The 24,951-nt window shown below is 57.9% G+C and carries 19 protein-coding genes and 1 riboswitch; of the genes, 14 read left to right on the top strand and 5 right to left on the bottom strand.

Going from position 1 to position 24,951, the window contains the following annotated elements; genetic code table 11:
* Nucleotides 1–288 precede the first annotated feature (288 nt).
* Nucleotides 289–1,236: a transcriptional regulator LeuO gene (gene leuO / locus ACCC84_RS13485; protein ID WP_004955401.1), complete on the bottom strand. Its 948-nt coding sequence runs from the start codon at nucleotides 1,234–1,236 to the stop codon at nucleotides 289–291.
* An 884-nt stretch (nucleotides 1,237–2,120) separates the two neighbouring features.
* On the opposite strand from leuO, the gene leuA reads away from it, so the two are divergent.
* The 4 genes from leuA to leuD are packed head-to-tail and all read left to right on the top strand — an operon-like array spanning nucleotide 2,121 to nucleotide 6,805.
* Nucleotides 2,121–3,695, top strand: coding sequence for a 2-isopropylmalate synthase (gene leuA, locus ACCC84_RS13480; RefSeq protein ID WP_004955402.1), 1,575 nt, complete (start codon nucleotides 2,121–2,123; stop codon nucleotides 3,693–3,695).
* A 2-nt stretch (nucleotides 3,696–3,697) separates the two neighbouring features.
* Nucleotides 3,698–4,789 carry a 3-isopropylmalate dehydrogenase gene (gene leuB, locus ACCC84_RS13475; protein WP_371902004.1) on the top strand — a complete coding sequence of 364 codons (1,092 nt, stop codon included), beginning with the start codon at nucleotides 3,698–3,700 and terminating at the stop codon, nucleotides 4,787–4,789.
* Nucleotide 4,790: 1 nt separating this feature from the next.
* Nucleotides 4,791–6,191: a 3-isopropylmalate dehydratase large subunit gene (gene leuC / locus ACCC84_RS13470; protein WP_198773275.1), complete on the top strand. Its 1,401-nt coding sequence runs from the start codon at nucleotides 4,791–4,793 to the stop codon at nucleotides 6,189–6,191.
* Nucleotides 6,192–6,202: 11 nt separating this feature from the next.
* The gene (gene leuD / locus ACCC84_RS13465; RefSeq protein ID WP_371901991.1) at nucleotides 6,203–6,805 is read left to right on the top strand and encodes a 3-isopropylmalate dehydratase small subunit; all 603 of its coding nucleotides are present in this window, start codon (nucleotides 6,203–6,205) and stop codon (nucleotides 6,803–6,805) included.
* A 61-nt stretch (nucleotides 6,806–6,866) separates the two neighbouring features.
* Here leuD and ACCC84_RS13460 read toward each other — a convergent pair whose 3' ends face one another.
* The 3 genes from ACCC84_RS13460 to sgrT form a co-directional block, all read right to left on the bottom strand.
* A complete protein-coding gene (locus ACCC84_RS13460) occupies nucleotides 6,867–8,339 on the bottom strand; it encodes a DASS family sodium-coupled anion symporter (protein WP_198773274.1) in 1,473 nt (490 codons plus the stop codon).
* A gap of 141 nt (nucleotides 8,340–8,480) precedes the next feature.
* Nucleotides 8,481–9,668, bottom strand: coding sequence for a sugar efflux transporter (locus ACCC84_RS13455; protein ID WP_088499868.1), 1,188 nt, complete (start codon nucleotides 9,666–9,668; stop codon nucleotides 8,481–8,483).
* Between the two features lie 145 nt (nucleotides 9,669–9,813).
* The gene (gene sgrT, locus ACCC84_RS13450; RefSeq protein ID WP_004955412.1) at nucleotides 9,814–9,987 is read right to left on the bottom strand and encodes a glucose uptake inhibitor SgrT; all 174 of its coding nucleotides are present in this window, start codon (nucleotides 9,985–9,987) and stop codon (nucleotides 9,814–9,816) included.
* Nucleotides 9,988–10,079: 92 nt separating this feature from the next.
* Here sgrT and sgrR point away from each other — a divergent pair, with 92 nt between their 5' ends.
* The 7 genes from sgrR to ilvN all read left to right on the top strand — a co-directional run bounded on the left by sgrR (nucleotide 10,080) and on the right by ilvN (nucleotide 17,617).
* Entirely contained in the window at nucleotides 10,080–11,741 is a 1,662-nt protein-coding gene (sgrR, locus tag ACCC84_RS13445) for an HTH-type transcriptional regulator SgrR (RefSeq protein WP_273871132.1), read from the top strand.
* Nucleotides 11,742–11,778: 37 nt separating this feature from the next.
* Nucleotides 11,779–11,877, top strand: a riboswitch (TPP riboswitch).
* Between the two features lie 82 nt (nucleotides 11,878–11,959).
* Nucleotides 11,960–12,916: a thiamine ABC transporter substrate binding subunit gene (gene thiB, locus ACCC84_RS13440; protein WP_233092318.1), complete on the top strand. Its 957-nt coding sequence runs from the start codon at nucleotides 11,960–11,962 to the stop codon at nucleotides 12,914–12,916.
* On the top strand, nucleotides 12,892–14,496 hold the full coding sequence (thiP, locus tag ACCC84_RS13435; protein WP_004955417.1) for a thiamine/thiamine pyrophosphate ABC transporter permease ThiP: 1,605 nt from the start codon (nucleotides 12,892–12,894) through the stop codon (nucleotides 14,494–14,496). The genes thiB and thiP overlap by 25 nt, the downstream gene beginning before the upstream one ends.
* 112 nt (nucleotides 14,497–14,608) lie before the next feature.
* Nucleotides 14,609–15,313, top strand: a complete 705-nt coding sequence (gene thiQ / locus ACCC84_RS13430; protein ID WP_198773271.1) for a thiamine ABC transporter ATP-binding protein ThiQ — start codon at nucleotides 14,609–14,611, stop codon at nucleotides 15,311–15,313.
* A 102-nt stretch (nucleotides 15,314–15,415) separates the two neighbouring features.
* A complete protein-coding gene (gene ivbL, locus ACCC84_RS13425) occupies nucleotides 15,416–15,514 on the top strand; it encodes an ilvB operon leader peptide IvbL (protein ID WP_071586693.1) in 99 nt (32 codons plus the stop codon).
* A gap of 112 nt (nucleotides 15,515–15,626) precedes the next feature.
* Entirely contained in the window at nucleotides 15,627–17,321 is a 1,695-nt protein-coding gene (gene ilvB / locus ACCC84_RS13420) for an acetolactate synthase large subunit (protein WP_004955421.1), read from the top strand.
* Nucleotides 17,322–17,323: 2 nt separating this feature from the next.
* A complete protein-coding gene (ilvN, locus tag ACCC84_RS13415; protein ID WP_102991057.1) occupies nucleotides 17,324–17,617 on the top strand; it encodes an acetolactate synthase small subunit in 294 nt (97 codons plus the stop codon).
* A gap of 35 nt (nucleotides 17,618–17,652) precedes the next feature.
* On the opposite strand, the gene ACCC84_RS13410 is transcribed toward ilvN, so the two are convergent.
* The gene (locus tag ACCC84_RS13410; protein WP_004955423.1) at nucleotides 17,653–18,420 is read right to left on the bottom strand and encodes a DedA family protein; all 768 of its coding nucleotides are present in this window, start codon (nucleotides 18,418–18,420) and stop codon (nucleotides 17,653–17,655) included.
* 191 nt (nucleotides 18,421–18,611) lie between these two features.
* Here ACCC84_RS13410 and ACCC84_RS13405 point away from each other — a divergent pair, with 191 nt between their 5' ends.
* The 3 genes from ACCC84_RS13405 to rluA all read left to right on the top strand — a co-directional run bounded on the left by ACCC84_RS13405 (nucleotide 18,612) and on the right by rluA (nucleotide 24,845).
* Complete coding sequence (locus tag ACCC84_RS13405) at nucleotides 18,612–20,966, top strand: DNA polymerase II (protein ID WP_371902003.1); 2,355 nt, start codon at nucleotides 18,612–18,614, stop codon at nucleotides 20,964–20,966.
* 268 nt (nucleotides 20,967–21,234) lie between these two features.
* Nucleotides 21,235–24,141: an RNA polymerase-associated protein RapA gene (gene rapA, locus ACCC84_RS13400; protein ID WP_273871144.1), complete on the top strand. Its 2,907-nt coding sequence runs from the start codon at nucleotides 21,235–21,237 to the stop codon at nucleotides 24,139–24,141.
* Nucleotides 24,142–24,194: 53 nt separating this feature from the next.
* Nucleotides 24,195–24,845 carry a bifunctional tRNA pseudouridine(32) synthase/23S rRNA pseudouridine(746) synthase RluA gene (gene rluA, locus ACCC84_RS13395; RefSeq protein WP_004955427.1) on the top strand — a complete coding sequence of 217 codons (651 nt, stop codon included), beginning with the start codon at nucleotides 24,195–24,197 and terminating at the stop codon, nucleotides 24,843–24,845.
* Nucleotides 24,846–24,951 lie beyond the last annotated feature (106 nt).

Genomic DNA, 24,951 nt, shown 5'->3' with positions numbered 1-24,951 from the left:
TGACGGACTCAGCACAGCCGCTTAACGGACAGGGAATTTACCGGCACGGTGCCAAAGCAAAAGCCAGCCAACGCAGCAGAATAAAACTCTGTTATACAAAAAATTAGTGGTGTTTAATATTAATAAAAAATTCGTTTCTCAACCAACATAAAAATATAAATTACTAACTACACATTAGATTATTAAATAAGAAAATACTGCCAGATAAATAAGTATTTTCTTATTTATAAAACACAAAAACCTATTAACCCGGAGCCGCTACCGGCTCCCGGAAGAATAAACGCTGACTTAACGCAACAGATCTACCTGACTCAATACAGATTTTATCCATTGATGCCCTTTGTCCCGCTCGGCAGATTCATGCCAGGTTAGGTAACAGGTGGCCTGGTTTTGCTCCGAGGGTAACGCCAGCACCCTGAGATTCAGCGCGTCGGCATATTGCTCGGCGAACCAGCGCGGCACCATTGCTACCCTATCCGTATGCGACACAATATGCAGCGCGCTATAAAGATCGGTGCATTGCTGCATCACCGTGCGCAACATGATTTCCTGCAGATAGTAAGGCTTGCTGAAAGAACAATAATTATCCAATGCCACCACGGCATGTTGTTCCGCCAATAGCTGCTCATGAGTGATGCTGTCGTGGATGCGCGGGTGCGTCTGCGACACCACCAGCACTAATGGATCGGAAAATAGCGGTTGGTTTTGAAACTCGTGATGGGTAAATGGGCTATAGCCGATGACGAATCCCACTTCCTGGAAACGTAACTGGTGCTCGATATAATCATTAAAGCAGCCACTGACCCGCAAGCGGATATGCGGTGCCATGCATTTTACATTGTTCAGCACTTTGGCCGTCAAACGCAAATCCAGCGGACTGCAAATGGCAATCGAAAATAGCCGATCGCTGGTCTGGCTGTCGAACCCGGTGCCAGGCAGCTCGTTTCTGACCAATTGCAGTGCCTGCCGTACCGGCCCGAACAGCTGCCGAGCCCGTAGGGTTGGTTGAATACCACGCCCAAAACGCACGAACAGTTCGTCATTGAACATGATTTTCAACCGGGCCACCGCATTGCTCACTGCCGGCTGCGACATGCCCAATACGTTTGCCGCACGCGTAATATTCTGCATTTGCATTACCGCATCAAATACGGTGAGTAAATTAAGATCAACACCACGTAAGTGAATATCTGCATGGTCCTTTTCTAAGACATTTCCTGAATTATATTCAGACATATCTAACCCCACTCCGTCCTATGTCATTAATATCACCTATGCACGGAACAGTGCGAATTATCGCCGTCACACTGTTGTATGTTCATTAAGCGAAATGCGTTATCGCGACTACTACCTGGCTGGCATGACAATCGAGCGCGATCCGATGGGATATCGCCTCCAGACGCGTTTACACCGACTGAAAATCGCGCATTTATTGGACGGTTAACAGCAAAGTGATAAACATCATCCGCAGGCAATCTTCAGCCCGCATCGCTGCACGGTGAATAAAATCATGATATAGACAGCCAACAATACATACAGATGCGCCGCCAATAAAGCAAAGCATTGCATTATTGTTAACAGAATATAAAAGTAGAATTAATTTATATGCACCTATCAAAAACCATTAATTGCAAAGAATAATTAGAGCAGTGCCAATCATCCTTGGCTGCAACCAATTTGCTTGTCATGTCAGGTCGCAATTTTAACCCAGCGAGACGGATAAGCAACGCGTTATCACTTTATTCAGCTGATTTATGCCAAGCGGCTCGCAATTCCGAATTTTTCGTTTAACTGAAACTGCCGTTTTTTACAGAACTATCTTCTGTTCGATGTTCTCTGTCGATAATCGCGAGACCGATTCGCGCCATTTTCAATCAGCAGTTGACATCGGCTGGCCAATAACGTATCAAATTAAACAACGCACACATTTAGAGACGTTGAATCACATGATCCGAATTACTCAACTACTAGGCCTACTACTTAACGCATCTTCTTTGCGCGGTATGCCAGTGGGCAGAGTTCGGGGCTGATTCAGCCACTCACCCATAAGAAACCCGCGCTACTGCGCGGGTTTTTTTTTGCCCGCTTAGCGTGAAACAGACACGATAAGGAACAATCAGATGAGCCAACAAGTCATTATTTTCGATACCACGCTGCGTGATGGCGAACAGGCGCTGCAAGCCAGTCTGAGCGTAAAAGAAAAGATCCAGATCGCCATGGCGCTGGAACGCATGGGCGTTGACGTAATGGAAGTCGGCTTCCCGGTCTCTTCGCCGGGTGATTTTGAATCGGTGCAAACCATCGCTCGTCAGATCAAAAACAGCCGGGTATGCGGTCTGGCTCGCTGCGTCGACAACGATATCGACGTCGCCGCCGAAGCGCTGCGCGTCGCCGACGCGTTCCGTATCCACGTGTTTCTGGCCACCTCGACGCTGCACATCGAATCAAAATTAAAACGTTCCTTCGACGAAGTGCTGGAAATGGCGGTACGCTCGGTGAAGCGCGCGCGCAACTATACCGATGATGTCGAGTTTTCCTGCGAGGATGCCGGCCGCACGCCGATCGACAACCTGTGTCGCGTGGTGGAAGCCGCGATCAACGCCGGCGCCACCACCATTAATATTCCAGATACCGTCGGCTACACCACGCCGAACCAGTTTGGCGGCATCATCACCACCCTGTACGACCGCGTGCCGAACATCGATAAGGCCATTATCTCGGTACACTGCCACGACGATCTGGGCATGGCGGTCGGCAACTCGATTGCCGCAGTTCAGGCTGGGGCACGTCAGGTCGAAGGCACCCTGAACGGCATTGGCGAACGTGCCGGCAACACCTCGCTGGAAGAGGTGATTATGGCGATCAAGGTGCGCCAGGACATCATGAATGTGCACACCAATATCAACCACCAGGAAATCTATCGTACCAGCCAGTTGGTCAGCCAGTTGTGCAATATGCCCATCCCGGCCAACAAGGCCATCGTCGGCTCCAACGCCTTCGCCCACTCCTCCGGCATCCATCAGGACGGCGTGCTGAAAAACCGCGAAAACTACGAAATCATGTCGCCGCAGACCATCGGCCTGAAGGACGTGCAGTTGAACCTGACCTCACGTTCCGGTCGCGCGGCAGTGAAGCACCGCATGGAAGAGATGGGTTACAAGGAGCAGGACTACAACCTGGATGACCTGTACAGCGCCTTCCTGAAGCTGGCAGACAAAAAGGGTCAGGTGTTCGACTACGATCTGGAAGCGCTGGCGTTCATTAACAAGCAGCAGGAAGAGCCGGAGCATTACAGCCTGGGCTACTTCAGCGTCCAGTCAGGCAGCAGCATTATGGCAACCGCATCGGTCAAACTGATCTGCGGCGGCGAAGAAAAAGCCGAAGCCGCGACCGGCAATGGCCCGGTTGATGCCGTTTATCAGGCCATCAACCGTATTACCGATTACCCGATCGAACTGGTGAAGTATCAACTGACCGCCAAGGGCCAGGGCCGAGATGCGCTGGGCCAGGTCGATATCGTGGTTTCCTATAACGGCCGCCGCTTCCATGGCGTCGGACTGGCAACAGACATTGTCGAATCCTCCGCCAAGGCGATGATTCACGTATTGAACAATATTTGGCGCTCCCAGCAGGTAGAAAAAGAAAAACAGCGTCTGCAACAAAATAAACATCAAAATAATCAGGAAACGGTGTGAACATGACGAAGAGCTACCACATTGCCATCTTGCCCGGAGATGGCATCGGCCCGGAAGTAATGGCCCAGGCACGCAAAGTGTTGGACGCGGTGCGCCAACGCTTTGATATTCGCATTAGCGCAGCGGAATATGACGTTGGCGGCATCGCCATCGATCGCCACGGCAGTCCGCTGCCGGCGGCAACCGTTGCCGGCTGCGAACAGGCGGATGCGATCCTGTTCGGTTCAGTAGGCGGGCCCAAATGGGAGCATCTGCCTGCGGCGGAACAACCCGAGCGCGGCGCGTTGCTGCCGCTGCGCAAGCATTTCAAGCTGTTCAGCAACCTGCGCCCTGCCCGTCTGTATCAGGGACTGGAGGATTTCTGCCCGCTGCGCGCGGATATCGCCGCCAACGGCTTTGACATCCTGTGCGTACGCGAGCTGACCGGCGGTATCTATTTCGGCCAGCCGAAAGGCCGCGAAGGCCAGGGCATGCAGGAACGTGCATTCGACACCGAGGTTTATCATCGCTTCGAGATCGAACGTATCGCACGCATCGCCTTTGAATCCGCCCGCAAGCGTCGCGGCAAGGTGACCTCTATCGATAAGGCCAACGTGTTGCAGAGCTCGATCCTGTGGCGCGAAGTGGTGAACGGCATTGCCAAGGATTACCCGGACGTGTCGCTGTCGCACATGTACATCGACAACGCCACCATGCAGTTGATCAAGGATCCGTCGCAGTTCGACGTACTGCTGTGCTCCAACCTGTTCGGCGACATTCTGTCTGACGAGTGCGCGATGATTACCGGCTCGATGGGCATGCTGCCTTCTGCCAGCCTGAACGAGGACGGTTTCGGCCTGTATGAGCCGGCAGGCGGTTCTGCGCCGGACATCGCCGGTAAGGGCATTGCCAACCCGATCGCCCAGATCCTGTCCGCCACCCTGATGCTGCGTTACAGCCTGGGAGCCGACGAGGCCGCCGACGCGATCGAACGTGCCATCAACCAGGCGTTGGAACAGGGGTACCGCACTGCCGATCTGGCCGGTGACGGCAAGGCAATCAGCACCGATGAAATGGGCGACATCATCGCTCGCTTTGTGGCACAGGGGGCTTAACATGGCCAAAACGTTATATCAAAAATTGTATGATGCCCACGTGGTGTACGAAGCGCCGAACGAAACACCGTTGCTGTACATCGATCGCCATCTGGTGCACGAAGTCACTTCTCCGCAGGCGTTTGACGGCCTGCGTGCCATGGGTCGCAAGGTTCGCCAACCGGGAAAAACCTTTGCCACCATGGATCACAACGTCTCCACCCAGACCAAAGACATCAATGCCAGCGGCGAAATGGCACGCATCCAGATGCAGGAACTGATCAAGAACTGCGCTGAGTTCGGCGTATCGCTGTATGACCTGAACCACCCGTTCCAGGGCATCGTACACGTGATCGGTCCGGAACAGGGTATGACACTGCCGGGCATGACCATCGTCTGCGGCGACTCGCACACCGCTACCCATGGCGCCTTTGGTTCGCTGGCGTTCGGTATCGGCACCTCCGAAGTGGAACACGTGCTGGCCACCCAGACCCTGAAGCAGGGCCGCGCCAAGACCATGAAAATCGAAGTGACCGGCGACGCTGCCGACGGCATCACCGCCAAGGACATCGTGCTGGCGGTGATTGGCAAGACCGGTAGCGCCGGCGGTACTGGCCACGTCGTGGAATTCTGCGGCAAGGCCATTGAAGCACTGAGCATGGAAGGCCGCATGACGCTGTGCAATATGGCGATCGAAATGGGCGCCAAAGCCGGCCTGGTGGCACCGGATGACGTTACCTTCGATTACCTGAAGGGCCGCCAGTTCGCCCCAACCGGCGACAACTGGCAGCAGGCAGTCGCCTACTGGCGTACGCTGAAGTCCGACGATGACGCCCGCTTTGACAGCGTGGTAACGCTGCGTGCGGAAGATATCGCGCCACAGGTAACCTGGGGTACCAACCCCGGCCAGGTGATCGCGGTCAATCAGGCGATCCCGGCGCCGGAGTCGTTCAGCGATCCGGTTGAACGCGCCTCAGCGGAAAAAGCCCTGGCCTATATGGATTTGAAGCCGGGTATCAAACTGACCGAAGTGCCGATCGACAAAGTATTTATCGGCTCTTGCACCAATTCGCGCATCGAAGACCTGCGTGCAGCGGCAGCCATTGCCAAAGGGCGTAAAGTGGCCAACGGCGTACAGGCGATCGTGGTGCCCGGTTCCGGGCCGGTCAAAGCTCAGGCGGAGGCGGAAGGCCTGGACAAGATCTTTATCGACGCCGGTTTTGAATGGCGCCTGCCAGGCTGTTCAATGTGTCTGGCGATGAACAACGACCGTCTGAATCCGGGCGAACGCTGCGCATCCACCAGCAACCGTAACTTCGAAGGGCGTCAGGGGCGTGGCGGACGCACCCATCTGGTCAGCCCGGCGATGGCGGCCGCAGCCGCCGTCAGCGGCCATTTCGCCGATATCCGTGAATTGCACTAAGGAGCACGACCGTGGCTAAATTTACTCAACATACGGGCATCGTCGTGCCTTTGGATGCCGCCAACGTCGATACCGACGCCATTATTCCAAAACAGTTTTTGCAAAAGGTGACGCGTACCGGCTTCGGCCAGCACCTGTTCAATGACTGGCGTTTCCTCGACGACGCCGGCCAGCAGCCGAACCCCGAATTCGTGCTGAACAAGCCGCGCTACCAGGGGGCCAGCATACTGCTGGCGCGTGAAAACTTCGGCTGTGGCTCTTCGCGCGAACACGCGCCCTGGGCACTGACCGATTACGGTTTCAAGGTGGTGATTGCGCCGAGCTTTGCCGACATTTTCTACGGTAACTCGTTCAACAACCAGCTGTTGCCGGTGACGCTCAGCGAGCAGGATGTCGATACCCTGTTCCGGCTGGTTGCTGACACCGAAGGTATCGAGTTTACCGTCGATCTGGAAAACCAGACGGTCAACGCCGGCGGGCGCAGCTACCCGTTTGACATCGACAGCTTCCGCCGCCACTGCATGATCAATGGCCTGGACAGCATCGGTCTGACGCTACAGCACGAAACGGATATCACGCGTTACGAAGCGCAGCAGCCGGCATTTTTGAACTGATCGTCAGTCAATAGCTGCAATCATTGACGCCGCCGCCCGGCGGCGTCAACCATCGCGAGGATTACCAGAATCCCAGCCACTTCCACCATAAACTGCCAATTATCAGCCAGATCGCCAGGTTGACGACACTCATTACCAGACCGGTTTTCCACCATTCACCCAGCGTGACATAACCCGAACCGAAGATGATCGGCGCGGTGCCGGTTGCATAGTGGGTTAGCGACATCATCAGCGAAGAGGAAAACGCCAGGATCAGGCCAAGCAGTACCGGCGGCGCACCAAGAGCAATACCGGCGGCGAAGAAGGCGGCAAACATCGCGGTGACGTGCGCGGTGGTGCTGGCAAAGAAGTAATGGGAATAGAGATAAACCAGCGTCAGTAACAGCGTGCCTCCCACCCAGCTCATCCCCATATGGGCGATGGCGGCTCCTACACTCTGCGACAGCCAGGTAATCAACCCGAGCTTGCCCAGATAGGTCGCCATCATCACCAGCGCCGAGAACCACACCACGGTATCCCAGGCGCCCTTGTGTTTCAGTATGTCATCCCAGCTCAGCACCCCGCTGGCCAATAGCACCGCCAGACCAACCAGGGCCGCGGTGGTTGGGTTCACCGCCAGCGCCGGACCGAATATCATCGCCGGGATGCCGGCCCACAACACCAACAACAGCGCGAACACCGCCAGAGTGATTTTCTCCGGCAGCGTTACCGGCCCCAGCTCGCGTAGCTTTTCCTGAGCAAAATGCGGTGCATTCGGCGTGCTTTTGATTTCCGGCGGATAGAGAAGATAAATAACCAACGGCATCACCAACAGTGAACAGACCCCTGGTACCAGCGCCGCCAGCGCCCACATGCCCCAGGTCAGCTCCACGCTGTCGTGGGTGCCTTTGGCTATCAGGCTGACCACCAGCGGGTTAGGGGCGGTGGCGGTAATAAACATCGCCGAGGTCACCGGATTGATGTTGTAATTTACCAATGCCAGATAGCGGCCAATTTTTCCCGCGGTGTTCAGTTCAGCTTTAGAGCCAAAGCTGTCGGCAATCGACTTCATGATCGGGTGGATGATCCCGCCACCGCGTGCGGTGTTGCTTGGCGTTACCGGCGCCAACGTGGTTTCCGCCATCGTCAGCGCATAGGCGATACCCAGCGTTCTTTTGCCAAACAGCGAGATAAAGTAATAACCGATGCGCCCACCGAGGCCGGTTTTGTTCAGGCTGAGGGAGATCATGATCGAAAAGCCGATCAGCCAGATCAGGGGGTTGGAAAATCCGCTCAGCGCATCACTCAACGCCGCCCCGGGCTGGCCAGGATGGGTAACTTCGGTGAGCGCCACCAGCGCAATGGCAATAACCGATACCGCGCCTATTGGCATCGCTTTGCCGATGATGGCAATGATAGTACCGATGAACAGCGCCAGCAGCTGCCAGGCATTGGGTTCAACGCCCTCGGGGGCCGGAATAACGAACCAGATAAGCAGCGCAGCGGCGACGGCAATCAACGTAGGAACGGGCTTGAGCGGTGTCAGTTTGTCCATAACATACCCACTTTTTCAACGGATCGGCATCTCAAACAAGATGGCTGGGCGCGCTGCAATCAACGCGCGGGAAGTCCGTTCAGCTTGGGGGTATGACGTAAGTTTCTCAATGACATACGTCAATGATAAGGAGGATCACGGTTATGCTTCGCGTACCCGGCTGCATAGCCATAGCGACAGGGCGGCCAACGCCGTCGCCAGCCAGTACACCGCGTAATGGCCAAGGTTCTCCACCAGCGCGCCCTGCAGGATACCCGCCAGGATGACGCCGGTCGATATGCTGTTGGTAAACATGGTGGTGGCCGCACCGGGCCGACCCGGCATCAAATCCTGGAAGTACAGCATGCCAATGCCAGCGATGATACCGATAAAAATCGCATTGAACAGTTGCAGCACCATCAGCGCCAGTTTGAACTGGAACAGCACCAGACCGGCGTAGAATACGATGCCGGCCACGATGGCAAACAGCATCATGCTGCGCTTGCCGAAGTGTTTGACCACATAACCTGCCAACAACATCGCCGGGATCTCCAGCGCGGCGGCGGTGCCCATCAACAGCCCCGCCAGCCGTTCCGGCAGTCCGAGATCGCTGGTAATATACAGTGGCATGTCAATGATATACATGGTATTGCAGGTCCACATCAGCATCGATGCAACAAACAGCCGCCGCACATCGCGGTCGCGCCAGGCGCTCGGCGGCGCAATCGGCGAGGCGTCGAGGCTACCGGTCTGCGCTGCGCGCGGTACCGACGGCAGGCAAAACCACACCAGTATTGCGCAGAGCACGAAAATACCGGCGGCAATCAGAAACATCACGGTAAAACCGTAATTCAGCGCCAGCGTAAACGACAGCGGAGGGCCAATAACCCACGCCAGAGACAGTTGGGCGCGCATCACCGAACTGAACATCACCACTTCGCGTGCCGAACTGTCGGCATATTCACGCGCCAGGGCAAAGATTTGCGGCATGGCGGTATTGGCAATCGCCGCCAGCAACACCCCGGCGGTAATCAGTGTCATATAGTCACGATTGAAGGCAAACAGTACGCAGTTCCCCACCGCCATCAGACAGCACAGTAAAATCAGCTTACGCCGATCGCCGCGAGTGTCCGAACGCTTGGCCAGCAAAAAACTGACAATAATGCCGGCCACGGCATTAACGGTATAAAACAGCCCGACCCACAACGGCCGCACTTTGACTTCGGTGGTTAAAAACAGACTCAGCGTCGGCGCCTGCAACGCGCCGGCGATGCCGGCAAGAAAGGCAACAATCAGGAAAGCGGTGAAAATCGGGTTAAAACGGCGTGGCAACCAGCGTTTGGAATTCATACCTGCATCCCTGACCAGAGGTAAAAACATTATGCTACAGAAGGAAATTCGCAGAAGAAAGCGGCAGCGAAAGATAAAAAAACCAGTGGGTCGCCCCACTGGCTGGTGAAGTGCACCATTACTCAGAAATTCGGTTATTCCAGCCCTAGAGGCGCTGACGGTATTCCTTGTCCGACAGTGTCGGCAGATCCCACTGGGTGAGATGAGCCAGCATCTCCATACGCGCCTGCGGCGGTACCAGCGTCAGCCAATCGGCTTTTTGGCGGCCAACGGCGGCGAAATAGCGCTGATAAAACTGTCTGGTCAATAAAAGGTTCATAAGCCGCACCTCCGCGCTTTCATCTGACAAAATTATCGGCGTAATATAGGGAAAGATAAATTGACGAGTTAACCGCGGAGTGTTCCTCTTTTATGTCCACCTCACGCCTGCAGCAACAATTCATCCGCCTCTGGCAACGCTGCCATGGCGAAACCACCGAAACCACCTTGCAGGAACTGGCGGAGGTGCTCAGCTGCTCTCGTCGCCACGTGCGCTCATTGCTGGGCGCGATGCAGCAGGCCGGTTGGCTGACCTGGCATGCGGAGGCTGGGCGCGGCAAACGTTCGCAGCTGACCTTCCACTACACCGGCCTGGCGCTACAGCAGCAACGGGCGGAGGAGTTACTGGAGCAGGATCGCATCGACCAGTTGGTGCAGCTGGTCGGCGACAAAAACGTGGTACGCCAGATGCTGCTTTCCCAACTGGGGCGCAGCTTCCGCCAGGGCAAGCACATACTGCGCGTGCTGTATTACCGCCAATTGTCCAACCTGTTGCCCGGATCGGCGCTACGCCGCTCGGAAACCCATCTGGCACGGCAAATTTTCAGCGGGTTGACGCGCATAAATGAGGAAAACGGGGAACTGGAATCCGATCTTGCCCACCATTGGCAGGCGTTAACTCCGTTGCACTGGCGTTTTTATCTACGACCGGCGATTCACTTTCACCATGGCCGCGAACTGGATATGGAGGACGTGATCCAGTCGCTGACGCGCCTGATGCCGCTGCCGCTGTTTTCCCACCTCGATCGCGTCACCTCGCCAACGCCGTATGTTATCGACCTTCATCTGCACAGCCCGGACTACTGGCTGCCATGGCTGCTGGGCAGCGTCCATGCGATGATTGTGCCGCGCGAATGGCGTAGCTTGCCAGACTTCGCCCGCCATCCGATTGGCACCGGCCCCTACAGCGTGGTGCGCAATCATCAGAATCAATTGAAAATTCATGCCTTTGACGATTATTTCGGTTTTCGCGCACTGATTGACGAGGTCAATATCTGGGTGCTGCCGGAGGTCACCGAAGAGTTGGTACACTCCGGCGTACAGCTGCAAGCCGATGACACCGGCAAAAACGAACTGGAGAGCCGGCTGGAAGAAGGCTGTTATTTTTTGCTGTTCGACCAGCGTTCGGCGTTGGCCGCCGACCCGACAATCCGCAGCTGGCTGTGTGAGCTGATCAACCCGATTGCGTTGCTAAGTAATGCCGGGCCGGTATATCAGCGCTACTGGTCCCCCGCCTACGGCATTTTGCCGCGCTGGCACCACAACCGCCAATTGGCACAACAAAGCAAGCCGCCAGGTCTGACCGAACTGACGCTCACCTACTACAGCGAGCACTCCGAATTTTATGCCATCAGCGAAGCCATTGAGCCGCTGCTGGCACAGCACGGCATCAGGCTGAAGGTACAAATCGTCGATTACGATCGCTGGCATCAGGGCGCAGCGCACAGCGATATCTGGCTCGGCAGCGCCAATTTCTACTTGCCGCTGGAGTTTTCGCTGTTTGCTACGCTGTATGAATTACCGCTGATGCAGCACTGCATGAGCGAAGACCTGAATCAGGACGCGACGCAATGGCGCGACAATACCCTGCCGCTGGCAGAGTTTTGCCAACGCCTGGTCAGCCGTCATCACCTGCACCCGCTGTTTCACCACTGGCTGCAATTGCATGGCCAGCGCAGCATGCGCGGGGTGCGCATGAATACCCTCGGCTGGTTCGATTTCAAATCCGCCTGGTTCGCACCGCCGGAGGCATAATCGTCTTTCGCCGAAGACGCAGACTCTTTACAATAGCGCCGTCTCAACGGGGTGCGGAAGACAGTTTCCGCTGAGAGCAAACCCGTCGAACCTGAACCGGCTAATACCGGCGGAGGGATTTGAGCATCGCCAACGGATAACCCGCTTGCTTTCTCAGAGACCTTGCCCCCTTATTCCAGGAGTGCAACGTGATCAAAAAATACCTGCCCTGTCTGTTAATGCTGCTGGCCGCACCGGCGCTGGCCAAAGAAACGCTGACGGTTTACACCTACGACTCCTTTGCCGCCGATTGGGGCCCCGGCCCGGCGATCAAAAAAACCTTCGAGGCCGACTGCGACTGCGAACTGAAGTTCGTCGCGCTGGAGGATGGTGTTTCCCTGCTTAACCGACTGCGGATGGAGGGCAAAAACAGCCCGGCCGACGTCGTACTGGGACTGGACAACAACCTGCTGCAGGCCGCCGAGCAAACCGGGCTGTTCGCGCCAAGCGGCGTCGACACCGCCAGCCTGACGGTTCCGGGCGGTTGGCAAGACCGTACTTTCGTACCCTACGATTACGGCTACTTTGCTTTCGTCTACAACAAGCAGAAGTTGAAAAACCCGCCGAAGAGCCTACAGGAACTGGTCAGCAGCGATCGGCCGTGGAAAGTCATTTATCAGGATCCGCGTACCAGCACTCCTGGTCTGGGCCTGCTGCTGTGGATGCAGAAGGTGTATGGCGATCGCGCGCCGCAGGCGTGGCAACAGCTGGCAAAGAAAACCGTCACCGTGACCAAGGGCTGGAGTGAAGCCTACGGCCTGTTCCTTAAGGGTGAAGGCGATCTGGTGCTGAGCTACACCACCTCGCCGGCCTATCATCTGATCGAAGAAAAGCAAGACATGTATGCCGCCGCCAACTTCAGCGAAGGACACTACTTACAGATCGAAGTGGCCGCCAGACTGAAAGCCGGCAAGCACCCGCAACTGGCCGAGCGGTTTATGCAATTTATGCTGACGCCGGCATTCCAGAACACCATTCCTACCGGCAACTGGATGTATCCGGTAATCAAGACCACGCTGCCGGCGGGCTTTGATTCGATGCCGGTACCGCAGACCGCGTTACAATACAGCGCGCAAGAGGTAGCCAAACAGCGCAGCAACTGGATCCGTACATGGCAAACCGCCGTCAGCCGCTGATCCCCGCCTGGCTGTGGCCGGGACTGATCGCCGCGGGTCTGATCCTGCTGGTCGCCGCGCTGGCGTTTGGTTCGCTATGGCGACACGCGCCGCAAAGTGACTGGACGGGCGTCTGGCATGACGCCTATTTATGGCACGTGGTGCGCTTCACCTTCTGGCAAGCGCTATTGTCCGCGCTGATTTCCGTGCTGCCGGCCATTGCGCTGGCGCGGGCGTTATATCGCCGGCGCTTTCCCGGCCGCGCGCTGTTGCTGCGGCTGTGCGCCATGACGCTGGTGCTGCCAGTGCTGGTGGCGGTATTCGGGCTGCTCAGCGTCTACGGACGGCAGGGATGGCTGGCGACACTGTGCGGCTGGCTGGGGATCGACTACCAGTTTTCGCCATATGGGCTGCAGGGCATTCTGCTGGCACACATGTTCTTCAACTTGCCGTTGGCGACGCGATTATTGTTGCAGGCATTGGAAAACGTCCCGGTGGAACAACGCCAACTGGCTGCCCAGTTGGGCATGAACGGCTGGCAGCAGTTTCGCTTTGTCGAATGGCCGGCATTACGTCGTCAAATATTGCCGAGCGGCGCGCTGATATTCATGCTGTGCTTCGCCAGCTTTGCCACCGTGCTGTCACTAGGCGGCGGCCCGCAGGCGACCACCATCGAATTGGCCATCTACCAGGCGCTGAGCTATGACTACGATCTTGGTCGCGCGGCGCTGCTGGCGCTGATCCAGCTGGCCTGCTGTCTGGGGCTGGTGGTGCTCAGCCAACGGCTGGGCCAGGCGCTGCCGGTCGGCCATACCCAGGGTGCGCACTGGCGTAATCCGCAGGACAGCCACCGGCAACGCATAACCGATTTTATGCTGATCGCCGCCGCCCTGCTGTTGCTGTTGCCGCCGCTGCTGGCGGTGATCGTCGATGGCGCCAATCAGGCAATGGTCAGCGTACTACGCCAACCGGTGCTGTGGCAGGCACTGCTGACCTCACTGCGCATCGCCGTCGGCGCCGGTCTACTGTGCGTGTTGCTGACCATGATGCTGGTGTGGAGCAGCCGCGAGCTGAAACTGCAACAGCGTATGCGCTGGGGGGAAACGCTGGAACTGAGCGGCATGGTGATCCTGGCGATGCCGGGTATCGTGCTGGCTACCGGTTTCTTCCTGCTGCTGAGCGATACCGTCGGGCTGCCGCAGTCACCGTATGCACTGGTGATCCTGACCAATGCGCTGATGGCGGTGCCGTACGCCCTGAAGGTGCTGGAAACGCCGATGCGCGATCTGGCGGAGCGTTATAATCCCCTGTGCCTGTCGCTGGGCATGCAGGGCTGGCAACGGTTGCGCTGGGTTGAACTGCACGCGCTGCGGCGACCGCTGGCGCAGGCGCTGGCCTTCGCCTGCGTACTGTCGATCGGCGATTTCGGCGTGGTGGCGTTGTTCGGCAATGAGCAGTTCCGTACTCTGCCCTTCTACCTTTACCAGCAGATTGGCGCTTATCGCAGCAACGACGGCGCGGTTAGCGCGCTGTTACTGCTGCTGCTGTGCTTCCTGCTGTTTACCCTGATTGAACGCTTACCGGGCCGTACGACCCGCTAGATGTCACGCCGTCAACGGCGGCAACCAAGTGCGCTCCCGGCAGCCGCTTGCTGAAGAGACGGGAATACCTGACGCCAGCCAACGGTGCGGCAATGTGAAAGATGAAGGATCTATGCTAGAGCTTGATAACCTGACCTATCTGTACGAACACCTGCCGATGCGCTTTGATCTGCATCTTCAGGCGGGTGAACGCGTGGCGGTGCTTGGCCCGAGCGGTGCCGGCAAAAGCACCCTGCTCAGCCTGGTTGCCGGTTTTCTGCCGGCCGCCAGCGGCAGGCTGCGGCTTGACGGCCACGATCATACCCACACGCCGCCGGCGCAGCGGCCGGTGTCGATGCTGTTTCAGGAAAACAACCTGTTTGCCCATCTGACGGTACGGCAGAACATCGGTCTGGGGCTGGATCCCGGCCTGCGTCTCAACGCCGATCGCCAGCAGCGTCTGACGCAGATCGCCGAGCAGGTCGGACTGGCGGAGCATCTGTCCCGCTTGCCGGCGCAACTGTCTGGCGGCCAGCGGCAACGCGCGGCACTGGCCCGCTGCCTGATACGCCAGCAGCCGATTTTACTGCTCGACGAACCGTTTTCAGCGCTCGATCCGGCACTGCGTAGCGACATGCTGCAACTGCTGGACACGGTGTGCCACCAGCGCAATCTGACGCTGCTGATGGTGTCGCACAATCTGGATGACGCCGCACGTATCGCCGCACGAACGCTGCTGGTGGTGGACGGACGGATTTATTACGACGGTTCAACGCAGGCGCTGCTCGACGGCAGCGCGCCGGAAGCGCAGGTGGTGGGAATTTCGGCAAAATCGTGATCTGACGCGCGTTTTTTATGCTGCGCCAATAAACCTGTTGTGCGAATTTTACGCCTGTGGTTTTATAAAATTCTGTTTTTCATTATTGATGATAAGGTCCCCATGATCGCATCCTCGCTGACTTCGACCCTACTAGTTACCGCGCTACCAGCCGCGGTGGTCGTCGTGCGTGTGGTGGTGGTCGTCGGCAGTGCGCCGTAGGGTCCGAATCAACGCATCGATTCCCAAACCCCGCCGGCGCAAACCGGGCGGGGTTTCTTGTTTCTACACCCTGCTCAGCGAAGCACACCGGCTCTGAGAAAAGGATAGAAACATGGCAATTTCGGGCACGCCTCATCCCAAGCAACGCTTTACCGGCGCGCAGTTGATCGTGCATCTGCTGGAACGCCAGGGCATCACTACCGTCGCCGGCATCCCCGGCGGAGCCGCCTTGCCGCTGTACGACGCGCTGAGCCAGAGCCGCACCATCCAGCACGTGCTGGCCCGCCATGAGCAGGGCGCGGGCTTTATGGCGCAGGGCATGGCGCGCACCAACGGTAAAGCGGCGGTGTGCATCGCCTCCAGTGGCCCCGGCGCCACCAACCTGGTGACCGCCATTGCCGATGCCAAACTCGACTCTATCCCACTGGTGTGCATCACCGGCCAGGTGCCGTCGTCAATGATTGGTACCGACGCATTTCAGGAGGTCGATACCTACGGTATTTCCATCCCGATCACCAAGCATAACCATCTGGTACGCGACATCCGCGAACTGCCGCAGGTAATTTACGATGCGTTCCGCATTGCCGAATCCGGCCGCCCCGGTCCGGTGTGGATCGATATCCCGAAAGACGTGCAAACCGCCGAAATCGACCTGGATCGGTTGCCGCCGATCGCCGAACCCGATGCAGCACCGGCATTTGCCGCCGCCGAGGTCAGCCAGGCGGCAGTGATGATCAACCAGGCCAAACGGCCGATCCTCTATCTCGGCGGCGGCATCATCTGCGCCGAGGCGCACCGGGCGGCACTGGATCTGGCAGAGCGCGCCAACCTGCCAACCACCATGACGCTGATGGCGCTGGGCGCCATGCCGGTCGACCATCCGCTGTCGCTGGGCATGCTGGGCATGCACGCCGCGCGCAGCACCAACTTTATTTTGCAGGAAGCCGACTTGCTGATCGTGCTGGGCGCGCGCTTTGACGATCGCGCCATCGGTAAAACCGAGCAGTTTTGCCCCAATGCCCAAATCATTCACGTAGATATCGACCGCGCCGAGCTGGGCAAGGTAAAACAGCCGCAGGTGGCGATTCACGGCGACGTCGGCCAGGTGCTGCAACAGCTGTTGCCACAGATCGACGCACAGCCACGCAGCGCATGGCTGAACACCGTCAACGACCTGAAGCGCGAATTCCCGTTCAGCATGCCGAACGCCGACGATCCACTGAGTCACTATGGGCTGGTACTGGCGGCGGCACGCTGCGTCGACGACGATGCAATTATTACCACCGACGTCGGCCAGCATCAGATGTGGGTGGCGCAGGCCTACCCGTTGCGTCGTCCGCGCCAGTGGCTGACCTCCGGCGGGCTCGGCACCATGGGGTTCGGCCTGCCGGCGGCGATCGGTGCAGCGCTGGCCGAACCACGGCGCAAGGTTTTATGTTTTTCCGGTGACGGCAGCCTGATGATGAACATTCAGGAAATGGCGACCGCGGTAGAACACGATCTGGACGTGAAAATTATCCTGATGAACAATCAGGCGCTGGGGCTGGTGCATCAGCAGCAAACCCTGTTTTACCAGCAGCGCATTTTTGCCGCCGCCTATCCTAAGCGTACCGATTTCCTGAAAATCGCCGCCGGTTTCGGCCTGGACACCTGTGATTTAAACGCCGCCGCCGATCCGCAGGCAGCGCTGGCGGATGCCATCCAACGCCCTGGCCCGTGCCTGATCCACGCCCTGATCGACACCAATGAAAAAGTATTCCCGATGGTGCCGCCGGGTGCCGCCAACATCGACATGATTGGAGAATGAACATGCAACCAGTACAAAAAAACCCGCAGGTGATTCTGGAATTGGCGGTGCGTAACCATCCAGGCGTGATGTCGCACGTCTGCGGCCTGTTTGCCCGCCGCGCGTTCAACGTCGAAGGCATTTTGTGTATGCCGCTAAAAGATGGCCAGCAGAGCCGCATCTGGCTGTTGGTGGCCGACGATCAGCGCCTGGTGCAGATGATCAGTCAGGTAGAAAAACTCGAGGATGTACTACAGGTAAAACGCCACAACGAAGACGTACGGGTGTTTGAGCAATTGGCCACTTTCTTTCAGTAAACTGCCGCAGCGGGGCCGTCATCCGGCCCCGCCCTTCACCCCGCCAGCACCTGCCACAGCAGGTGGCGGTAAACCGGCATCAGCGGCTGTTGGTGCATCAGGTAAAAACAGGCGACGGCGGCCAACCAGGCCAGCACGCAGGCCAGGCGCAAGCGTAGCGGCGTCAGCCAGGCGCTTAACCGGTCATTGCCGCGCTTGCCTTCGCGCCACCAGCGCCAGCTCAGCCAGGCCGCCAGCCACACCAGCACCACTACGCCAAACAGCAGCCATTTGAACAGTGCGCTGTGGCTGCCAGCGGGAATATCCAGCGCCACCCCGGCCAGGATACCGGGGAAGAAGTAGACCGGCGGCCAGGTCAGGCAGCCGATAATGTTCGGCAGAGCAAACTTGTACGGCGGCAGATCGAGCATGCCGGCCACCATCGGCACCAGCGGGCGCGTCGGCCCGACAAACCGGCCCAGCAACACGGTAAAAATGCTGTGCTGGTGTAGCGCATGTTCAGTGCGGTCGAGCATCGCCTTGTGCTTTTTCAGGAAGGACCAGCGGTGTAGCGGCCCCTTGAACGCCCGGCCAATAAAATAGGAAATCCAGTCTCCCAGCAGGCAGCCAACCATACCCGCCGCCCACGCCAGATAAAAATCAATCTGTCCGCTGCCAATCAGCGCACCGATGCTGGCCATCATCACCGTGCCTGGCAGCAGTAGCCCGACCAGCGCCAACGACTCCAGGAACGCCACCAGCGCAATCACCATCAGGGTGAAGGCCAGTGACTGAGTAATCAGATGCTGCAAATAGGCTTCCATTGAACCTCTAGTGAATTGAACATCGCCGGGTCGGGGATTGTCCGGTCAGTGTATCAATGAGTCAACCGCTGAATTGTATGCGTTTTTGGCAGTCGCACCAGAAGATGGACAATCACTGTATAAAAAACCATACTATTAACTCTGTCTCCATCGGATAAGCCTAGCCGTTGAACAATACCGTCACCTCCCCCATGCAGGGATTCCTGCTTACCCGCCACTGGCGCGACACCCCCGCCGGCAGCGAAATCGAGTTCTGGCTGGCCACCGACAGCGGCCCGCAGCAGCTGCGCTTGCCGCCGCAAACCTCGGTGGCGTTCATCCCCGTCGAACAGCGTCAGCGCGCCGAACTGCTGCTGCGCGGCGAACGGCAGATCGAGCTGAAAACGCTGCCGTTGAAGGACTTTCACGCCCGGCCGGTGCTGGGTCTGTACTGCCGTCAGCATCGTCAGCTGATCAAGTTGGAAAAACTGTTGAAAGAAGGCGGCGTCAACGTCTACGAGGCCGATATCCGCCCGCCGGAACGCTATCTGATGGAACGCTTCATCACCGCGCCGGTCTGGTTCAGCGGCCAGCCTAATGGCAACGGCCCGCTGCTGAACGCGCAGTTGAAACCCGCGCCGCAATATCGCCCACGGCTGAAAATGGTGTCGCTGGACATTGAAACCACCGCCCATGGCGAGCTGTATTCCATCGCGCTGGAAGGCTGTGGCCAACGGCAGGTGTACATGCTGGGTCCGCCCAACGGCGGCAATCAGCCACTGGATTTCGATCTGCACTACTGCGCCAGCCGCCCTCTGTTGCTGGAACGGCTGAATCAGTGGCTGGAACAGCACGATCCCGACGCTATCATCGGCTGGAACCTGATCCAGTTTGATCTGCGGGTACTGCAAAAACACGCCGACCGCTATCAGATCCCGCTGCGTTTTGGCCGTGGCGGCAACCTGCTGGAGTGGCGCGAACACGGTTTCAAGCAAAATCACTTCTTCTGCTCCGCCGCCGGTCGGCTGATTATCGATGGCATTGAGGCGTTGAAATCCGCCACCTGGAATTTCCCGTCGTTCAGTCTGGAGTCGGTGTCACAAACGCTGTTGGGCGAAGGCAAGTCGATCGATAACCCGTATCAGCGCATGGCCGAGATCGACCGTCGCTTTGCCGAAGACAAACCCGCGCTGGCCCGCTATAACCTAAAGGACTGTGAGCTGGTGACGCGCATCTTCGCCAAAACCGAGCTGCTGACCTTTTTACTGGAACGCGCCACCGTCACCGGACTGGCGGCCGACCGCAGCGGGGGTTCCGTGGCCGCTTTCAGCCATCTGTACCTGCCGCGCATGCATCGCCAGGGTTACGTTGCGCCCAATCTGGGGGAGCTACCGGAAGAGCACAGCCCCGGCGGGTTTGTCATGGACTCGCAGCCCGGCCTGTACGACTCGGTACTGGTGCTGGATTACAAAAGCCTGTACCCGTCGATCATCCGCACTTTCCTGATCGATCCGGTCGGGCTGGTGGAAGGCGGGCAGCATCCAAGCGATGCCGACTCGGTTGCCGGCTTTCGCAATGCGCGCTTCTCACGCAGCAAACATTGCCTGCCGGCGATCGTCAGTCAGATCTGGCAAGGGCGCGAAACCGCCAAAAAACAGCACAACAAACCGTTGTCACAGGCGCTGAAAATCATCATGAATGCCTTCTACGGCGTACTGGGTGCCAGCGGTTGTCGGTTCTTCGATCCGCGCCTGGCTTCCTCGATTACGTTGCGCGGCCATGAGATCATGCGACAAACCCGAGAGCTTATCGAAGCTCGCGGCTATCAGGTCATCTACGGTGATACCGATTCTACCTTCGTGTGGCTGAAGACGCCTCACAGTGAAGCGCAGGCGGCGCAGATCGGTCGCCAACTGGTGGAATACATCAACAACTGGTGGCAACAACATTTACAGCAGCAGTACCGCCTGGACAGCGCGCTGGAACTGGAGTTTGAAACCCATTACTGCCGTTTTCTGATGCCGACCATTCGCGGCGCGGAACAGGGCAGCAAAAAACGCTATGCCGGGCTAATCGCCCACCCCGACGGCAGCGAACAAATGATCTACAAGGGGCTGGAAACGGTACGTACCGACTGGACGCCGCTGGCGCAGCAGTTTCAACAACAGCTGTACCAGCTGATTTTCAAGCGTCAGCCCTATCGGACGTTCGTGCTCGATTACGTGGCCAAAACCCTTGATGGCACCTTCGACGATCGCTTGATATACCGCAAGCGCCTGCGGCGACGACTGGACGAGTACCAGCGCAACGTACCGCCGCACGTACGCGCCGCGCGCATCGCCGATGACTATAACCGTCAGCAGGGACGACCGCTGCAATACCAGAGCGGCGGCTGGATCAGCTATGTCATGACGGTCGCCGGCCCGGAACCGCTAGAAACACAACGGTCCGCCATCGACTACGATCATTACCTTGAGCGCCAGCTGCAACCGGTGGCAGACGCTATACTTCCTTTCCTGCACGATGATTTCGCCACGCTGGTCACCGGGCAGATAGGTTTGTTCTAAACGGCAGTGGGTCAAGTAAATTCGTACTTTTTTTGCCGAATTGCCATCGAATGCGGGAAGTAAAAAATCCTCAAGTTTTGCAGGTGACGAACGCGCTGCCTTCCATTACCATAGCGCCCTTCCCAAATTCTGAATCATTACCCGTGGCGTTGTAGAACGTATACATGGGAGCTATAGCTATTGCCCGCCAAATCACAATAAATCGGGTTTAATACAGGTCGCTGCACCGTAGCGACAGGACTTACTTAAAGAATCGAGCCGACAATATATGCCTTTTACACTTGGTCAACGCTGGATCAGCGATACGGAAAGCGAGTTAGGTCTGGGAACCGTCGTAGCGCTGGACGCGCGCATGATTACTCTGCTTTTCCCCGCCACCGGCGAAAACCGCCTCTATGCCAGAAATGACTCGCCGATCACCCGCGTGATGTTCAACCCGGGAGACACCATCAGCAACCACGAAGGTTGGCAACTGCTGGTTGAGGAAGTAAAAGAAGACAATGGACTGCTGACCTACATCGGGACGCGCCTGGACAGCCAGGAAAGCGGCGTGGCAATGCGCGAAGTGCTGCTGGACAGCAAACTGACCTTCAGCAAGCCACAAGACCGTCTGTTCGCCGGCCAGATCGATCGCATGGACCGTTTTGCGCTGCGTTTTCGCGCCCGCAAATATCAGAGCGAGCAATATCGCCTGCCGTTTGCCGGCCTGCGCGGTATGCGTGCCAGCCTGATCCCACACCAGCTGCACATCGCCTACGAAGTCGGCCAGCGTCATGCGCCGCGCGTGTTGCTGGCCGATGAAGTCGGGCTGGGCAAAACCATCGAGGCCGGCATGATTATTCACCAGCAACTGCTGGCCGGGCGCGCCGAACGCGTGCTGATCGTGGTGCCGGAAACCTTGCAGCACCAGTGGCTGGTCGAAATGATGCGCCGCTTCAACCTGTACTTCTCGCTGTTCGACGACAGCCGCTATGCCGAAGCCAAGCTCGACAGCAGCAACCCGTTCGAAACCGAACAGTTGGTGATCTGCTCGCTGGACTTTGTGCGCCGCAACAAGCAGCGCCTGGAAGAGCTGGCAGACGCACAGTGGGACTTGCTGGTGGTCGATGAAGCACACCACCTGGCCTGGAGCGAAGAAGCACCAAGCCGTGAGTATCAGGTTATCGAACAACTGGCCGAGCATATTCCCGGCGTGCTGCTGCTGACCGCGACGCCGGAGCAGTTGGGTCAGCAGAGTCACTTTGCCCGTTTGCGCCTGCTCGATCCGAGCCGCTTCCACGACTATCAGGAATTTGTCACCGAACAGCAGAAATACCGCCCGGTCGCCGATGCGGTCACTCTGCTGCTGAGCGGCGAACGGCTGGCCGACGACAAGCTTAACCTGCTGGGAGAGCTTATCGACGAACAAGACATCGAACCGCTGCTGAAAGCGGCCAACGGCAATGGTGAGCAAGCCGAGTCGGCGCGTCAGGAACTGGTCACCATGCTGATGGATCGCCACGGTACCAGCCGGGTGCTGTTCCGTAATACCCGTAACGGCGTGAAAGGCTTCCCGCATCGTCACCTGCATCAGATCAAGCTGCCGCTGCCGACCCAATATCAGACCGCCATCAAGGTGTCTGGCATTATGGGCGCCAAAAAGAGCGTTGAGGCACGGGCACGCGATATGCTGTACCCGGAGCAGATCTATCAGGAGTTTGAAGGCGAGAACGCCACCTGGTGGAACTTTGACCCACGCGTCGAATGGCTGCTGAACTATCTGCTGGCCAATCGCCACGAAAAAGTGCTGGTGATCTGCGCCAAGGCTGCCACCGCGCTGCAACTGGAACAGGTCTTGCGCGAACGTGAAGCGATCCGCGCTGCGGTATTCCATGAAGGACTGTCAATTATCGAACGTGACCGCGCCGCTGCCTACTTCGCCTCGGAAGAGGACGGTGCGCAGGTGCTGCTGTGCTCCGAAATCGGCTCCGAAGGCCGCAACTTCCAGTTTGCCAGCCACCTGGTGATGTTCGACCTGCCGTTCAACCCCGATCTGCTGGAACAGCGCATCGGCCGTCTCGATCGCATCGGTCAGTTGCACGACATTCAGATCATGGTGCCATACCTGGAAAACACCGCGCAGGCGGTGCTGGGTCGCTGGTTCCACGAAGGTCTGGACGCCTTTGAACACACCTGCCCAACCGGTCGTACCATTTATGACAGTAGCTACGAACGCCTGATCGGTTATCTGGCAGCGCCGACCGAACAGGAGGGGCTGGATGAGTTTATCCACGCCTGCCGTCAGCAGCATGACCAGTTGAAAATTCAGCTGGAGCAGGGTCGCGACCGCCTGCTGGAGATGCATTCCAACGGCGGCGACAAGGCGCAGGCGCTGGCCGATGCGATTGCCGAGCAGGACAACGACGTTAATCTGGTGGGCTTCGCGCTTAACCTGTTCGACATCGTCGGTATCAATCAGGAAGATCGTAGCGATAACCTGATCGTGCTGACCCCGTCCGATCACATGCTGGTGCCGGACTTCCCTGGCTTGCCGCAGGATGGCTGCACCGTGACGTTCGATCGCGATCGCGCACTGTCGCGTGAGGACGCCCAGTTCGTCAGTTGGGAACACCCGATCATCCGTAACGGGCTCGACCTGATTTTGTCCGGCGACACCGGCAGCTGCGCGGTTTCACTGCTGAAGAACAAAGCGCTGCCGGTCGGCACGCTGCTGGTTGAACTGGTGTACGTGGTTGAGGCGCAGGCGCCGAAACACCTACAGCTGACCCGCTTCCTGCCACCGACGCCGATTCGTATGTTGATGGATCGCAAAGGCACTAATCTGGCGGCGCAGGTGGAGTTTGAAAGCTTCAACCGCCAATTGAACGCGGTTAACCGCCACACCTCGAGCAAGTTGGTGAACGCGGTACAGCAGGACGTGCACGCCATGCTGCAACAGGCTGAAGGGCTGGTGGAAGCCGAAGCGCGCACGCTGATTGAACAGGCGAAACAGGAAGCCGACGATCGGCTAAGCACCGAGCTGGCGCGTCTGGAAGCCTTGAAAGCGGTCAACCCGAACATCCGCGACGACGAAGTCGAAGCGCTGGAGTTCAACCGCAGGCAGGTACTGGCAAACCTGAACGAAGCAGGATGGCGTCTGGACGCTATTCGCCTGGTGGTGGTCACTCACCAGTAACTCGCCGCAACGGGGGGCTGAGGCTCCCCGTCAGGCCCTCTAGCGGAGCTGTCATGCAACCCTACAATCCCCCTACCGGTGCGATGCACATTCTGTATCAGGATGAACATATCATTGTGGTGAATAAACCCAGTGGTTTGCTGTCGGTACCCGGCCGCGCACCGGAGAACAAGGACAGCCTGATGACACGCATTCAGGTTGACTTTCCAGCGGCCGAATCGGTGCATCGGCTGGATATGGCCACCAGCGGGGTGATTGTGGTGGCCTTGAACAAGGCCGCCGAGCGTGAACTAAAGCGTCAGTTTCGCGAACGTGAACCCAAAAAATCCTACATTGCCCGGGTCTGGGGCCATCTGGAACATGACGAGGGGATGGTGGATTTGCCGCTGATTTGCGACTGGCCAAATCGACCGTTGCAGAAAGTGTGCTTTGAAACCGGTAAATCGGCGCAGACGGAATACCAGGTGTTATCGCGCGACGCCGATGGCAGCACGCGGGTCAAGCTGACGCCGATAACCGGGCGTTCGCATCAGTTGCGCGTGCATATGCTGGCGTTGGGCCACCCGATCCTTGGCGACGGCTTCTACGCACACCCACAGGCCAAAGCCATGGCAGCGCGGCTGCAACTGCACGCACAGGAACTGCGCATCACCCACCCGGCATACCAAACGCCGATGCATTTCCGCGTTGAGGCGGATTTCTAACCGTATCTCGCCCGGCTATACCCTAACTCGTTGGCGTTGCCTCCCGGCGGCAACCAAGCGCACCCCGGGAGCGTACATCAAGTACCTGACCGGGGTAAACGCGGGC

Origin of the sequence: Serratia odorifera (assembly GCF_041448735.1) — a bacterium.
In the GTDB taxonomy this organism is placed as follows: Bacteria; Pseudomonadota; Gammaproteobacteria; order Enterobacterales; family Enterobacteriaceae; genus Serratia_F; species Serratia_F odorifera.
The sequence above is the reverse complement of the archived record's forward strand: the minus strand, read 5'-3'. Positions and strand labels throughout refer to the sequence as shown.